This is a genomic window from Pseudomonas sp. A25(2017) (genome assembly GCF_002001065.1).
GTDB classification, from domain to species: domain Bacteria; phylum Pseudomonadota; class Gammaproteobacteria; order Pseudomonadales; family Pseudomonadaceae; genus Aquipseudomonas; species Aquipseudomonas kilonensis.
Genome location: NZ_MUOA01000044.1, coordinates 224,350 through 236,931, shown reverse-complemented (window position 1 = coordinate 236,931; position 12,582 = coordinate 224,350). Strand labels below are relative to the sequence as shown.

General features: G+C 62.4%; 16 protein-coding genes. 6 read left to right on the top strand and 10 right to left on the bottom strand.

All coding sequences use genetic code 11. The annotated features are described in order from the left end of the window. Positions 1 to 98 precede the first annotated feature (98 nt). Entirely contained in the window at positions 99 to 563 is a 465-nt protein-coding gene (locus B0E42_RS06235; protein ID WP_003184697.1) for a glycine zipper 2TM domain-containing protein, read from the bottom strand. A 171-nt stretch (positions 564 to 734) separates the two neighbouring features. Between B0E42_RS06235 and B0E42_RS06230 the strand changes: the two genes are divergently transcribed. Continuing rightward, on the top strand, positions 735 to 1,019 hold the full coding sequence (locus B0E42_RS06230) for a hypothetical protein (RefSeq protein WP_018610806.1): 285 nt from the start codon (positions 735 to 737) through the stop codon (positions 1,017 to 1,019). On the opposite strand, the gene pdxH is transcribed toward B0E42_RS06230, so the two are convergent. The 4 genes from pdxH to dinG form a co-directional block, all read right to left on the bottom strand. Then, entirely contained in the window at positions 967 to 1,614 is a 648-nt protein-coding gene (pdxH, locus tag B0E42_RS06225) for a pyridoxamine 5'-phosphate oxidase (protein ID WP_018610805.1), read from the bottom strand. The genes B0E42_RS06230 and pdxH overlap by 53 nt on opposite strands. A 24-nt stretch (positions 1,615 to 1,638) precedes the next feature. Next, entirely contained in the window at positions 1,639 to 2,751 is a 1,113-nt protein-coding gene (locus B0E42_RS06220) for an OmpA family protein (protein WP_077505992.1), read from the bottom strand. Positions 2,752 to 2,869: 118 nt separating this feature from the next. After that, the gene (locus tag B0E42_RS06215; RefSeq protein ID WP_018610803.1) at positions 2,870 to 4,015 is read right to left on the bottom strand and encodes an EstA family serine hydrolase; all 1,146 of its coding nucleotides are present in this window, start codon (positions 4,013 to 4,015) and stop codon (positions 2,870 to 2,872) included. Between the two features lie 236 nt (positions 4,016 to 4,251). Continuing rightward, entirely contained in the window at positions 4,252 to 6,396 is a 2,145-nt protein-coding gene (dinG, locus tag B0E42_RS06210; RefSeq protein ID WP_018610802.1) for an ATP-dependent DNA helicase DinG, read from the bottom strand. A 99-nt stretch (positions 6,397 to 6,495) separates the two neighbouring features. Here dinG and B0E42_RS06205 point away from each other — a divergent pair, with 99 nt between their 5' ends. Then, entirely contained in the window at positions 6,496 to 6,960 is a 465-nt protein-coding gene (locus tag B0E42_RS06205; RefSeq protein WP_018610801.1) for a CopD family protein, read from the top strand. Between the two features lie 132 nt (positions 6,961 to 7,092). On the opposite strand, the gene B0E42_RS06200 is transcribed toward B0E42_RS06205, so the two are convergent. The 4 genes from B0E42_RS06200 to B0E42_RS06185 all read right to left on the bottom strand — a co-directional run bounded on the left by B0E42_RS06200 (position 7,093) and on the right by B0E42_RS06185 (position 9,766). Then, positions 7,093 to 7,851, bottom strand: a complete 759-nt coding sequence (locus B0E42_RS06200) for a collagen-like triple helix repeat-containing protein (protein ID WP_077505990.1) — start codon at positions 7,849 to 7,851, stop codon at positions 7,093 to 7,095. Further along, the gene (locus B0E42_RS06195) at positions 7,844 to 8,116 is read right to left on the bottom strand and encodes a DUF1145 domain-containing protein (protein WP_077505988.1); all 273 of its coding nucleotides are present in this window, start codon (positions 8,114 to 8,116) and stop codon (positions 7,844 to 7,846) included. The genes B0E42_RS06200 and B0E42_RS06195 overlap by 8 nt, the downstream gene beginning before the upstream one ends. 138 nt (positions 8,117 to 8,254) lie before the next feature. Further along, on the bottom strand, positions 8,255 to 8,980 hold the full coding sequence (locus tag B0E42_RS06190) for an OmpA family protein (protein ID WP_018607764.1): 726 nt from the start codon (positions 8,978 to 8,980) through the stop codon (positions 8,255 to 8,257). 90 nt (positions 8,981 to 9,070) lie between these two features. Further along, a complete protein-coding gene (locus B0E42_RS06185; protein ID WP_024619901.1) occupies positions 9,071 to 9,766 on the bottom strand; it encodes an OmpA family protein in 696 nt (231 codons plus the stop codon). A gap of 191 nt (positions 9,767 to 9,957) precedes the next feature. Here B0E42_RS06185 and B0E42_RS06180 point away from each other — a divergent pair, with 191 nt between their 5' ends. The 4 genes from B0E42_RS06180 (at position 9,958) to B0E42_RS06165 (ending at position 11,713) form a co-directional block, all read left to right on the top strand. Then, positions 9,958 to 10,455: a DUF6231 family protein gene (locus B0E42_RS06180; protein WP_053178336.1), complete on the top strand. Its 498-nt coding sequence runs from the start codon at positions 9,958 to 9,960 to the stop codon at positions 10,453 to 10,455. 2 nt (positions 10,456 to 10,457) lie between these two features. After that, positions 10,458 to 10,946 (top strand): YchJ family protein, encoded by a 489-nt coding sequence (locus B0E42_RS06175; RefSeq protein WP_024619899.1) that lies wholly within the window; start codon positions 10,458 to 10,460, stop codon positions 10,944 to 10,946. 69 nt (positions 10,947 to 11,015) lie between these two features. Further along, positions 11,016 to 11,498, top strand: a complete 483-nt coding sequence (locus tag B0E42_RS06170) for an LEA type 2 family protein (RefSeq protein ID WP_077505986.1) — start codon at positions 11,016 to 11,018, stop codon at positions 11,496 to 11,498. 5 nt (positions 11,499 to 11,503) lie between these two features. Further along, the gene (locus tag B0E42_RS06165; protein ID WP_018607772.1) at positions 11,504 to 11,713 is read left to right on the top strand and encodes an SEC-C metal-binding domain-containing protein; all 210 of its coding nucleotides are present in this window, start codon (positions 11,504 to 11,506) and stop codon (positions 11,711 to 11,713) included. A 306-nt stretch (positions 11,714 to 12,019) separates the two neighbouring features. Here the strand turns inward: B0E42_RS06165 and B0E42_RS06160 are convergent, their stop codons facing one another. Beyond that, entirely contained in the window at positions 12,020 to 12,577 is a 558-nt protein-coding gene (locus B0E42_RS06160) for a cysteine hydrolase family protein (RefSeq protein ID WP_077506048.1), read from the bottom strand. Positions 12,578 to 12,582: the final 5 nt, after the last annotated feature.

The window sequence follows — 12,582 nt, the reverse complement described above, 5'->3', positions numbered from 1 at the left end:
GGATATGTACCCAATCCAATCCAACCCAATCCAACCCCAAAAGAAAACGGCGCTTTCCATTCCCGGAATAAGCGCCGTTTTCTCTTACCGACTCAAGCTTAGTGCGATACGCGACTCGTACCATCCACAGTGGAAATACGAACCCGCTCACCCACACGGAATACCTCGTTCTCCTGAACCTGCTGCACATAGGCACGCATGCTACCGTCATCTTCACGCACGGTGATTTCCACACCCTGGGTACGGGTCAAACCTTCTTCAGTAGCAGAACCAATCAGGCCACCAGCTACCGCGCCAATCACAGCGGCGACAATACTGCCACGGCCACCGCCGATGGCGCTGCCGCCAACACCACCGACCACCGCACCAGCCGCACCGCCGATGGGGGTCTTGGTGCCTTCGATCTTGACCGGACGCAAGGACTCGATGGTCCCCATGCGAATCGTCTGCACGCGACGCGCTTCGTCACGGGAGTAGGAGTCACCGGTCAGGCTCGACTGACAGCCAGTGAGCAACATCGCCATCGTGGAAAAGGAAGCAACCAGCAAAACAGACTTACGCATAGCATCAAACTCCAAAAGACAGGGATTCATTAAACTCCGCAGCTTGACGCCTGTCACGGCCTCGCCGGGATAAAATTGTTTTCATTCAGGTGGGATACAGGCGCACCCGAAAAATTCACCAAACAGTAGCGCCAATTTCCGAAACCTGCGTCATCAACCCGGGGATTTTTCATGGATTATTTCATCATCGTCGCGGTCACCGTGGCCGGTTTGTACTTCCACTGGTGGCTGTACGTACGAATCAAACGCTGGATGGACCGCGATCTGGCGCTGTCCCTGGCGGGGCAGGATGAGCAGAAAAAGACCTACATGCTGCAACAATTGGCCCGTGCCCAGGAACAAGGAGTCAAGCGTCGGGACTTGCCGCAATGGCTTAAAACCGCTGCGGCAGGTTACCCCGACACTAAGGCGCCAGACGCTCGCGCGTCCAGTTCGCCCCTTGCAGGCGGTAGTTGAGGCGATCGTGCAGGCGGCTCGGACGACCCTGCCAGAACTCGATGCGCTCGGGCAGCAAACGATAACCACCCCAATGCTCCGGGCAGTGCGGTTGGCTGTCGCTGAAGCGTTGTTCGGTGGCCTTGAGCAAGTCGTCCAGCTCAGAGCGCCCCGAAATCACTCGGCTCTGGGGTGAAGCCCAGGCGCCGAGACGGCTGCCCAGCGGGCGAACCTGGTAATAGGCGTCCGACTCCTGCGCCGTGACCTTCACCACTTTGCCCTCGATCCGCACCTGGCGCTCCAGGGCTGGCCAGAAAAACGTCATGGCCGCAAATGGATTCGCGGCCAGTTGCTGGCCCTTGGCGCTGTCGTAGTTGGTGAAGAACGTGAAGCCCAGGGCATCCAACCCCTTGAGCAGCAGGATCCGGCAGTGCGGGCGCCCTTCTGCATCCACCGTCGCCAGGGTCATGGCGTTGGCCTCCACCGGCGCCTGCTCGGTTTTCACCGCGTCGGCGAACCAGTGGTGGAACAGTGCAAACGGCTCGGCCGGGGCTTGCGCCTCGGTCAAGCCATCGCGGGTGTAGTCGCGGCGCATATCAGCCAGCGGTTGGGTCATGGCGCATTCCTTGTGGTTAGCCCATCACTGCTTGGGGGTGTCGGCGGCCGCAACTTTCTTGGTATTGGTGGCGGCTTTGGCCGGTTGGGTTTTCTTCGCCGCAGTAGAGGCCTTGGCTGGGGCTTTCTTGGCAGGCGCCTTGGCCACGGCTTTTTTGGCCGGTGCTTTTTTGCTGGTCGGGGTCACGGCTTTTTTAGCCGCAGGCGCTGGGGCCGGGGCCGCGGGTTTCACGTCCTGGGCCGCCACCAGCGTCACTGGCGCAGGTGCCGGCATGTTGTATTTGCTCAGCAGCGCAACCATGGTGTTGGCCGGCGTGACCAGCAGTTCCACACGACGGTTCAAGGCACGACCTTCCACACTGTCGTTGGCCGCACGTGGCGCCACTGCGCCCATGCCGCGCAGCATCAGGCGATCACGTTGCAGGCCGCTGAGACGGAAAATCGCTGCCACGGACTGGGCACGCTCCTGGCTGAGTTTCAGGTTCGCGGGTGCGGCGCCCGAGGTGTCGGCGTGGCCGAGGATCAGCACGGCGGTCTTCGGGTCGGCTTCAAGGATCTTCGCCACACGGGTGAACGGGCCGAGGGTCACGGGCAGCAGCATGGCTGGGCGGTCCGGGTTGAAGGAGCCGTCGACCGGCGCGGTGACCACCAGCACATTGTCGCGGCGCTCGAGTTGGAGCTTGCTGTCCTTGATGGCGGTGCGCAGCTTCGGCTCGTAGTCGTCGAGCCAGGCCTGGGTGACTTTCGGATCGGGCATCGGCACCGCCTTGGCGGTTTCCTGATCCTTGCCGCCAAACGGCCACCACCACTTGCCGTTGCTTTCGGCTTCGGCCTTGGCAACGGCCGGTGCCTTGGCTTCGGGCTTGTCTTGAGGCTTGACGGTTTCTTTCTTCGCGACGTCGGCAGCGTCATCGGAAGAGAACGGCCACCACCCGCTCGTGGTGCTCTCGGCCTTGGCTCGCGGGGCGACGGCGGCCGGTTTCAGAGGCGCCGCTGGCGCCGTTTCCTTGGCCACGACCTTGTCGGAAGAGCCGAACGACCACCAGCTACCGCCGCCCTCGGCATCATTTTGTGGGGTTTGTGCGCAACCGGTAATAGCGAAGCACAGCGCCAGAGCGAGGGTTTTATTCGATGACATTGGATATCCACAAAATGATGTAAATGGAAAAACAAAGGCCATGTTTTGGCCGTATAAACAGACGTTTGGAAACTGAAAAGGACACGAGGTTCCGGTGCCCGCCGCCTTCAATGGCGCTTTATAGACAAGTGGCAAGTACCCTCGCAAGGTTCTGCGCGCGCGGGTCCATCAATACGTAAGGCCCGAGCGTGTTGGTCACGAAGCCAAAAGCCACATCATGTTCCGGGTCGGCAAACCCCATGGAGCCCCCGGCCCCCGGATGACCGAACGCCCGTGGGCCGAGGCCGTAGGTCGCATTCGGCACATCCGGCTGGTCGAGCATGCAACCCAGGCCGAAACGGGTCTGGGTCAACAACGTCTTGTCCTCGCCGAAGCTGTGCTGGCGAGTCAGTTCGTCGAGCATTTCACCTTCCAGCAGGCTGCCGTCCAGCAGCCCCGCATAGAACCCGGCCAGGCTGCGGGCGTTACCGTGGCCGTTGGCCGCCGGTTGCTGCATGCGCCGCCATTCCGGCTTGTTGGTACTGGTCATGATCGACGGCGGATTGGTAAAGGCCCGGGTGGTCATGGCCGTCGGCTCGCGCATCGTCACCTGCAGCAGGCGTTGGGCCGCGGCATCGCCGACGTTGCCTTTGCCACGGGCGATGTGGGCCACGCGATGAAACTCCTCGTCGGCCAGGCCAACGTGAAAATCCAGGCCCAACGGCTTGGCAATACGGGCCACGATGGACTCCCCCGGACCGCGCCCATCGACCCTGCGCAACAGCTCGCCGATCAGCCAGCCATAGGTGATCGCGGCATAACCGTGGCCCTCACCCGGCGTCCACCAGGGTGTTTCTGCCGCCAGGGCATCGACCATGGCTTGCCAGTCATAAAGCGCTTCGGGCGGCAGTAATTCACGTAGCGCCGGCAACCCGGCCTGATGGCAGAGCAACTGGCGCAGGGTAATGGATTGCTTGCCGGCGGCAGCAAACTCGGGCCAATAGCGGGCTACCGGGGCATCCAGCTGCAACTTGCCTTCGGCCACCAGTTGCAGGGCGGTGACGGCGGTGAAGGTCTTGGTGCAGGAAAACAGGTTGGCGATGGTGTCGCTGTGCCAGGCTTCATGGCCATCCTTGTCGGCGGTACCGGCCCACAGATCGATCACCGTGCGACCCCCCACCTGGATGCACAACGCCGCGCCGCGCTCCTGGGGATTATCGAACAGCGCCGCGAACGCTTCACGCACCGCCTCGAACTGAAGTTCATAATGGCCTTGAATCTGCACCCGTAACTCCCTTGAAACAAACACTTTTAAGGTGGCTGGCATTGTTTCAGCCATTCAGGTTTTTGGGAACCGTCGCAAGACGGCTGGCTAAGCATGCCCCCGTGGCAAGAAGAACCTGTGGGAGCAAGGCTTGCCCGCGATGAGGTCTGTGAGGTCTTTCTGAGACCGAGGTACCTTCATCGCGGGCAAGCCTTGCTCCCACAAATACATTGCCTCACCGTGAAGTTGCAGCAGCCTCAGGAAATCTCCCGCCGAAACGGCGGCAGCGCGTTGAGGATCGCCTTGCCATAGCGCTGGGTTACCAGCCTGCGGTCGAGCAAGGTGATGGTGCCGCGGTCTTCTTCGGTGCGCAGCAACCTGCCACACGCCTGGACCAGCTTCAGCGAAGCGTCCGGTACGGAGATTTCCATGAACGGGTTGCCGCCTCGGGCTTCGATCCACTCGGCCAGCGCGGCTTCCACCGGGTCATCGGGGACCGAGAACGGAATCTTGGCGATCACCACGTGCTCGCAATAGGCACCCGGCAAGTCCACGCCTTCGGCAAAACTCGCCAGGCCGAACAGCACGCTGGAATCGCCGCCATCGACCCGCGCCTTGTGTTTGTTCAGGGTTTCCTGCTTCGACAGGTTGCCCTGGATGAACACCTGCTTGCGCCAGTCACGGTCAAGGCCGTCGAACACGTCCTGCATCTGTTTGCGCGAGGAAAACAGCACCAGGGTGCCCCGTGAGCCTTCCACCAGTTCTGGCAGGTCGCGGATGATCGCGGCGGTGTGAGCGGCAGCGTCACGCGGGTCGGCCTTGAGGTCCGGCACCCGCAGCACGCCAGCATCGGCGTGATGGAAGGGGCTCGGGACCACGGCGGTCACGGCTTTCTTCGGCAGGCCGGCGCGCATGCGGAAACGGTCGAACGTGCCCAGGGCGGTCAGCGTGGCGGAGGTTACCAGCGCGCCGTAGGCCACGTTCCACAGGTTGCGACGCAGCATTTCCGCCGCCAGGATCGGGCTGGCATTGACCTCGATATCGAACAGCGAACCGCTTTCGGCCAGGGTCAGCCACCGCGCCATTGGCGGGTTGTCTTCCGGGTCCTCGGCGGTGAAGGCCGTCCACAGTTCCCAATTGCCTTGTGAGCGGGACAACAGGCTACCGAACAGCGGGTACCACTCTTCGGCCTGGTTGCTGGCGATACCGATGTTGACCTCACCATCCATGCCTTCCTTGAGCAGGTCGGTCAGGCGCGTGAACAGATCGGTCAGGCGTGCGAAACCTTTCTTGAGCTCTACGCCCATTTCGCGCATGTGCTCGGGGATCACCCCGCCGACAAACCGGTGGCGTGGCCGCTCGCGGCCCTCGACGTCTTCGCCGGGCTTGAAGTCGGCCACTTGCTCGCAAGCGGTGAACATGAACTGCTGGTTCGTCTTGATTTCCCGCGCCAGCTCCGGCACTTGCTCGATGAACTTGCCCAGGTCACCCGGCAATGGATGCTGGGCCAACAGTTTGGTGAGGTTCTTGGCGGTGGTTTCCAGCCAGTCGGCGGTGGAGCGCAGCCGGGTGTAATGGGCGAAATGCCCGATGGCCTTGTCCGGCAGGTGGTGGCCTTCGTCGAACACGTAGATCGTGTCGCGCGGGTCCGGCAGCACCGCACCGCCGCCCAGGGCCAGGTCAGCCAGGACCATGTCGTGGTTGGTGACGATGACGTCGACCTTGCCCATGCCTTCGCGGGCCTTGTAGAAGGCGCACTGGCCGAAGTTCGGGCAATGGCGGTTGGTGCACTGGCTATGGTCGGTCGTCAGGCGGGACCAGTCGGCGTCTTCCAGGGCCGTGGACCAGCTGTCGCGGTCGCCGTCCCATTTATTGCCGGCCAGCTTCTCGATCATGCTGGTGAACAGCTTCTGGCTGGCCTCATCGACTTCGATCTTGAAGCCTTCTTCTTCGAAAAGCTGAGCCGTGGCGGTCTGCGCGTGGCCTTCCTGGAGCAACATGTCGAGCTTGGACAGGCACATGTAGCGCCCACGGCCCTTGGCCAGCGCGAACGTGAAGTTCAGGCCGCTGTTGCGCATCAGGTCGGGCAGGTCCTTGTAGACGATCTGCTCCTGCAGGGCGACGGTGGCCGTGGCGATCACCAGGCGTTTGCCAGCGGCCTTGGCCGTGGGAATCGCCGCCAGGCTGTAGGCCACGGTCTTGCCGGTACCGGTGCCGGCCTCCACCGCCACGATGGCGGGCTCGCCACTGCGCCGGCCTTCGTCGTCGGTGTCGATGTCACCCAGGACTTTTGCCACTTCGGCAATCATCAGGCGCTGGCCATATCGCGGCTTGAGGCTCTTGGCTTCGAGAAAACGCGAATAGGCGCCCTGGATCGTGGTTTTGAGTTCGGTGCTGATCATGAATGGTCGGGCGCAAAAAACGCTGGATAAATTTTCAGTGGTTCGGATCGGCGGCTATCATACCCCGCTAATGAATCCTGCGCAGAACGGAGTAACCCAATGACACCCTTTGCCCTCGTCTACACCCTGCATTTACTGGCGGCCCTGGTCTGGGTCGGCGGCATGTTCTTCGCCTGGATGATCCTGCGCCCCGCCGCAATGACGGCGCTTGAGGGCCCTGCCCGGCTCAAGTTGTGGGTAGAAGTGTTTCAGCGTTTTTTTGTCTGGGTCTGGGTCGCGGTGGTGCTTTTACCGATCAGCGGTGTAGGCCTGATCCATATGCGCTTCGCCGGTTTCGAAACCGCGCCGCGGTATGTGCAAGTGATGATGGGGTTGTATGTGGTGATGACGGCGCTGTTTATCCGCATCCAGGGCCTGCAACTGCCGACATTGCGTAACGCCGTGACGGCGCAGGACTGGCCGGCGGGTGCGGCGGTGCTGGGGAAGATTCGCAGGCTGGTGGGGATCAACCTGTTGATCGGGTTGCTGGTGGTAGCGATTGGCGCGGCGCGGCCGATGTTCTGAAAAAATCGGCGGCATCACACAGAACCTGTGGGAGCGGGCTTGCTCGCGAAGGCGGTGGGTCAGTCAATGCTGATTAACCTGACACGCCCTCTTCGCGAGCAAGCCCGCTCCCACATTAGGTTCGTCATACGTTCAGAACCGCTGCACCGTCACCGTCCCCGCCGCTCCGGCAGGCCCTGGCTGGCCATCGGCGCCCGGACGGCCGCTTTTGCCGCCGTCGGCGGTATAGACCAGGCAGCCCTTGGCCTTGCCCCCCGCCCCAGGCTTGCCACCAGGACCCGCCGTGCCACCCGCACCGCCATCCACCGTCACTTTGATCTGCTCGGCAGGATAGGCGTTGGGCAGTTCAAGGCGTACCAGAGCACCGGCCGCGCCCGGCTGGCCATCGCTGCCATTGCTGCCGTCGGCCCCGCGACCGGCCGAACCCCAGGTGCAGCCCGGCGCCTGGCCGTTGGCACCGTCAAGACCGACGAAACCCGGCGCACCGGCACCACCGCGGGCATCCACCGACAACAGCGGCGCATTCAACGCCTTGAACTGCAGGTTGAGATCACGCCCCCGCCGCGCCGCCTTGGTGTAGGTACCCGGTGCGCCGCGTGCAGTGATCTGGCTGCCCTCGGCCAGCTCAGCCTGGGCCACTTTCATTTCCAATACCTGCTGCGCCGGCACGATGGCGATCCGCGCCTCACGCCCCAGGTGCAATTGGTCGATGGTCAGTTCAGTGACATTGGAAGGCACCAGCAGCGTGCCGTAGTCGGCCACGTCCAGTCGCTCAAGGACCAGGGTGCCGGTGGTGTTGGGCAGGCGCATCAACGAATGGCTTTCTACCTGGACCACCTGGGCCGAAGCCCACGGGCATACGAGTGCGGCGAGCAGACACAATTTACGCATGGGAAGCCTCTGGCGCGGTCGGGAGGGTTTGCAGGTGGAAGATGCCGAACAGCAGCACTCTGAGGCGATCACGGCCAGGCGCGGGGCGGCCACGGAAACGGGCCCTGAACAACAGCAGTTCCAGCAGATGGACCACCAGCAAAAACGCGCCAGCGACATTGACCAGCAGGTGCAGCGGATGGACGAACGGCACGACCAGATTGACCAGCACCACCAGCCAGAACAGCAGGGTCAGCAAGCGCCCCAGCCCCCAAAACACCTTCATACGCCCCCCTGATCGGGAATTATTCTTTGCGCGCACAGTAACGGCTTGCGCGCAGGATAAGCCAGAGGGCCAGGCAAATTTAATCTGACCCGAGCCCCGGATCGCCTTACCGACGACCCGGCAGCCCTGGCCCGTGCTTCAACGCTGGATATGCAGTTCAACCCGACGGTTCTGCGCCCGCCCTTCGTCGGTCTCATTGTCGGCCACCGGCTCGCTTTCGCCTTTGCCTTCGCTGGTGAGTTTGTCGGGGGCCAGCCCCTGCGCCAGCAAATACTCCACGACGCTGCTGGCCCGACGCTCGGACAGCCCCTGGTTATAGGCATCACTGCCGACACCGTCGGTGTGGCCCACCACCCGGATGCTGGCGACATTGGCATGGCCGAGTTTGCTCATCAGCCCATCGAGCTGGCTGCGAGCTTCTGCGGTGAGATCGGACTTGTCGAAATCGAACAGCACCTTGCCGGCGTCGTTGAGGGTGATGACCTCGCTAGCCGGGGCCTGCGGTTCGACCGGTGGCGCGCTGGCCGGGTATTGCGGCATCGGACAGCCGTGATGTTCGACAGGGGTATTGGCCGGGGTATCGGGACAACGGTCGCGGCGGTCGAACACACCGTCGTCATCTTCATCGCCATCCTGGGCGTAGCAGATCAAGCCACCGCCCAGTAGCCCCAACGCGGCGCCACCGGCGGCCCAGCCGCTGCTTTCAATGGCGCCCAACCCGCCACCGACGAGACCGCCGATCAGGCTACAGATTGGCCAGGTGCGTTGGTTGAGAGGTGCGCTACCGTCGCTGTGAGTGGCGCAGCCGGACAACAGACTGCTCGCCAGCAGTACCGGTAAGGCGGCCCTGATTAGAACGTTCATGGTGAAGGCTCCTGTGTCACCGGCCCATACCGGTCACACAGGAGTAAAGACCCGCATCCGCAACTCTACAAGCCGCGAATGGCAAGGGTTTCAGCGGTTTATCCTGATTTCCGTGCGACGGTTCATCGCGCGGCCGTCGGCGGTCTTGTTATCGGCCACCGGCTGGCTCTCTCCGGCACCGGACACCGAGACAAAACTGGCACGCGGTACGCCGTTTTCGACCAGGTATTGCACCACCGAGTTGGCCCGTTTCTCCGACAACCGTTGGTTATAGGCATCGCTGCCGACACTGTCGGTATGGCCGGTGACCCGCAGTTGCGCGGTGGACGTTTCCTGTTTCAGCCGGGTGGCGACCGTGCTCAGCACATCCTTGTCGGCCGGGGTCAGCGTGGCTTTGTTGAACTCAAAGTGCACATCGCGGATCACGATGGTTTCTTCCTTGACCACCACGGCCTCTTCAACCACTGGCGCTGGGACAGGTGGCGGGCAGCCGTCAGCATCGACCTGCACGCCCTTCGGTGTGCCCGGGCACTTGTCGCGGCTGTCCGGCACGCCATCGCCATCTTCGTCGCCATCGCCGTGCACCCAGCAATAAGCTGCCGCCATGCCGCCAACGTACAGCGCGCCGCCGCCCGCCCAAGAAGTACTTTCTATGGCGCCTAATCCCGCACCGATCGCACCGCCGACTGCTGCACAGGTCGGCCAGTCGGTTTTCTGCAAACCTGCACAACCAGTCAACACACTGGTTAGCAGAACCAGGGGTAACGCTGTCCGAACTATGCTCATCGGGTTTCTCCTTGAGAGATCGGCCTTGCGCCGATTCAGGGGAGTAAAGACCCGTCTTCGAATCTGCGCCAGCCTGAGCAATCGCGGGTTTTAGCCCCGTGTTTGCGACGTTTGCGCACATTCTTGGACAAACCGCTCTAGGCCACGATGTCCGGGCAGGCTATCGTGGTGGTTCTGACTGAGGAACTTCGATGACCGTTGCCATTTCTTCGCGTACGCCCCAACAAGCCCTGGCGGCCGTGCTTGACCGTTATGCCCCACAAACACTGCTGCTGATCGGTGCCAGCGGCTTCCCCGCACTCGAAGCATTCCAGCAGGCCCACCCCGACACCGAAGTGATCCACGCCGGCCCCGGCGCGCTGCCGGCGGACGTGGCGGCGCGGCGTTTTGACCTGGCCCTGGCGCTCGATTGCCTGGAGCATTTGCCCAAGCGCGACGGTCTGAACCTGTTGGGCGGCATTCGCAATCTGAACGCAAGCCGCATCGCCGTGCTGGCAGACCTCAACGCCTGCGGCTGGCAAGAGACGGACTTTTTTTCCCTGGCCCTGCAAGCCAGCGAACGATTCCAGCGCGAAGATCAGGTGTTGACCCTGTTCACCTACGATCTGCTTGAATACAAACAAGTCCCCGACTGGCTCAACTCGCGCTTTTGGGCCAACCCGGAAAATTTTGGAAAATATTGGTGGTAACCGTGAACACAAGCCCGCACACACCCATTTGCCCCTGCGGCAGTGGCAACTCACTGGACGCCTGCTGCGGCCACTACCACGACGGTCACCCGGCGCCCTGCGCCGAAGCCTTGATGCGCTCGCGCTATAGCGCCTATGTGCTGGGCCTGGTGGATTATCTGGTCGCCACCACCCTGCCCGCCCAGCAGCAAGGCCTTGATCGTCAGTCGATCAGCGAATGGAGCGCCAACAGCACGTGGTTGGGGCTGGACGTAGAAAGCAGCGAAGTGTTCGGCGGTCAACCGGAACACGCCTTTGTCACGTTCACGGCACGCTGGCACGACGGCCAGGGCGAGCATAGCCACCGTGAACAGTCCTCGTTCGTGCAGAACACCGGGCGCTGGTACTTCATCGACCCAACGGTGCCGGTCAAGACGGGCCGCAACGACGGCTGTCCGTGCGGCAGCGGGCATAAATTCAAGAAGTGCTGCGCCGGCTACTTCAATCGTTGATTTCGCCAATGTCCGACGCTCATCCATCGGCCCAGAGGGCTAGACTGGGGGTAAACCAGAGGCACGGACATGACCGCTCCATCATTCTTGCTACGCATCACCTGCCTGCTGCTCGTCGGGCTCGGCGGCTGCGCGTCCTGGCGAGGTGAGCAAGCGCCTGAACCACAGGTGCATCTGGTCAAGGTCGAGGTGGTGCGGGCCCGACTGCTGGAGCAGAAATTCACGCTGCACTTTCGCGTCGACAACCCCGGCGACAGCGACCTGACCGTTCGCGGCCTGACCTACCGCATCCACCTGGGCGACCTGTTGCTGACCGAAGGTGAGCATGAACACTGGTTCACCGTGCGCCCCCGGCACAGCGCCTATTTCAAAGTGCCGATCCGCACCAACCTGTGGCCGCAGGTGCGGGATGTGGTGAAGTTGCTGGAAAAACCCCGGGAACAGATCCCCTATCGTCTGGAAGGTGAGCTGGAAACCGGATTATTCATCGCCGACTACGTGCACCTGGAACGCAATGGCGTGATAATCGCCGCCGATTTTATTGCGGAGTAACCACGATGACCCAACAACCCCACGTCCATGGCCCTGATTGCAACCACGATCACGACCATCATCACGATCACGATCATGACCACGGCCATGTCCACGGTCCGAACTGCGGCCACGCCCACCAGGAACCGGTGCGCAACGCCCTGAAGGATGTCGGCCGCAACGATCCTTGCCCATGCGGCAATGGCAAGAAATTCAAGAAGTGCCACGGGGCTTGAGGGGCAGGGCGAAAAAGCTTTTCGCCTGTTAGACCGTCATCGTCGGATCGCCGCCCGGAGCAAGCTCGCTCCCACAAGGAAATGCGCCGAAGCGATATCTAACGGTCGCCGCGGAACCGGTGTGGGAGCGGGCTTGCTCGCGAATGCGGTGGGTCAGCTGACATTGACTAACCTGACACTCCCTCATCGCGAGCAAGCCCGCTCCCACAGGGAGGATTGCGCCGAAGCGATATTTACTGATCGCCGCAGAATCAATGTGGGAGCGAGCCTGCTCGCGATGAGGCCGGCACATTCAGCACCTGTCTGTCAGCCTGCCTGCAGAATCCGCTCCACACCCACCACCGTCGCATACTCGCCATGCAAGTTGCCCAGGGACATGGCATGCACCTCGGCAGCCGAACGGGCGTTACCGAAGTAATCGCTCTTGTCGAAGGTAAAGCAGGCATCCTCGACCACCCACGTGTCGAATCCCAGGTTGCCGGCCGTACGCGCCGTGGACTCCACCGAGTTGTGCGTCGCCACGCCGACGATCACCAGTTGCCCGACGCCCGCCCTGCGCAGGTCTTCCTCCAGGCGCGTGCCACTGAACGCATCCGGCACCTGTTTTTGCACCAGCCATTCCCCCGCCAGCGGCTCGAACCGTGGCTGGACCTCCACGCCCGACTGCCCCGGCCAGAACACCGAGTCCGGCGAGCGGGACAAGTGGTGGACGTGAATCACCGGTCGCGCCGTGTGTCGCCATAAAGCCAGTAGCTCCAGCATGCGCAGCTCTGCCTCGGGATTGTTGCGAGGGCCGAGCCTGGGATGAAGGATGCCTTTCTGTTGATCGATGAGGATCAGCGCTGCGTTGTGTTGTAGCTCCATGCCAG

What these genes read in the sequence shown, in the direction of transcription:
- B0E42_RS06235 (WP_003184697.1), bottom strand. Translation starts at nt 563, where the DNA reads ATGCGTAAGTCTGTTTTGCTGGTTGCTTCCTTTTCCACGATGGCGATG.
- B0E42_RS06230 (WP_018610806.1), top strand. Translation starts at nt 735, where the DNA reads ATGGATTATTTCATCATCGTCGCGGTCACCGTGGCCGGTTTGTACTTC.
- pdxH (WP_018610805.1), bottom strand. Translation starts at nt 1,614, where the DNA reads ATGACCCAACCGCTGGCTGATATGCGCCGCGACTACACCCGCGATGGC.
- B0E42_RS06220 (WP_077505992.1), bottom strand. Translation starts at nt 2,751, where the DNA reads ATGTCATCGAATAAAACCCTCGCTCTGGCGCTGTGCTTCGCTATTACC.
- dinG (WP_018610802.1), bottom strand. Translation starts at nt 6,396, where the DNA reads ATGATCAGCACCGAACTCAAAACCACGATCCAGGGCGCCTATTCGCGT.
- B0E42_RS06205 (WP_018610801.1), top strand. Translation starts at nt 6,496, where the DNA reads ATGACACCCTTTGCCCTCGTCTACACCCTGCATTTACTGGCGGCCCTG.
- B0E42_RS06200 (WP_077505990.1), bottom strand. Translation starts at nt 7,851, where the DNA reads ATGCGTAAATTGTGTCTGCTCGCCGCACTCGTATGCCCGTGGGCTTCG.
- B0E42_RS06195 (WP_077505988.1), bottom strand. Translation starts at nt 8,116, where the DNA reads ATGAAGGTGTTTTGGGGGCTGGGGCGCTTGCTGACCCTGCTGTTCTGG.
- B0E42_RS06190 (WP_018607764.1), bottom strand. Translation starts at nt 8,980, where the DNA reads ATGAACGTTCTAATCAGGGCCGCCTTACCGGTACTGCTGGCGAGCAGT.
- B0E42_RS06185 (WP_024619901.1), bottom strand. Translation starts at nt 9,766, where the DNA reads ATGAGCATAGTTCGGACAGCGTTACCCCTGGTTCTGCTAACCAGTGTG.
- B0E42_RS06180 (WP_053178336.1), top strand. Translation starts at nt 9,958, where the DNA reads ATGACCGTTGCCATTTCTTCGCGTACGCCCCAACAAGCCCTGGCGGCC.
- B0E42_RS06170 (WP_077505986.1), top strand. Translation starts at nt 11,016, where the DNA reads ATGACCGCTCCATCATTCTTGCTACGCATCACCTGCCTGCTGCTCGTC.
- B0E42_RS06165 (WP_018607772.1), top strand. Translation starts at nt 11,504, where the DNA reads ATGACCCAACAACCCCACGTCCATGGCCCTGATTGCAACCACGATCAC.
- B0E42_RS06160 (WP_077506048.1), bottom strand. Translation starts at nt 12,577, where the DNA reads ATGGAGCTACAACACAACGCAGCGCTGATCCTCATCGATCAACAGAAA.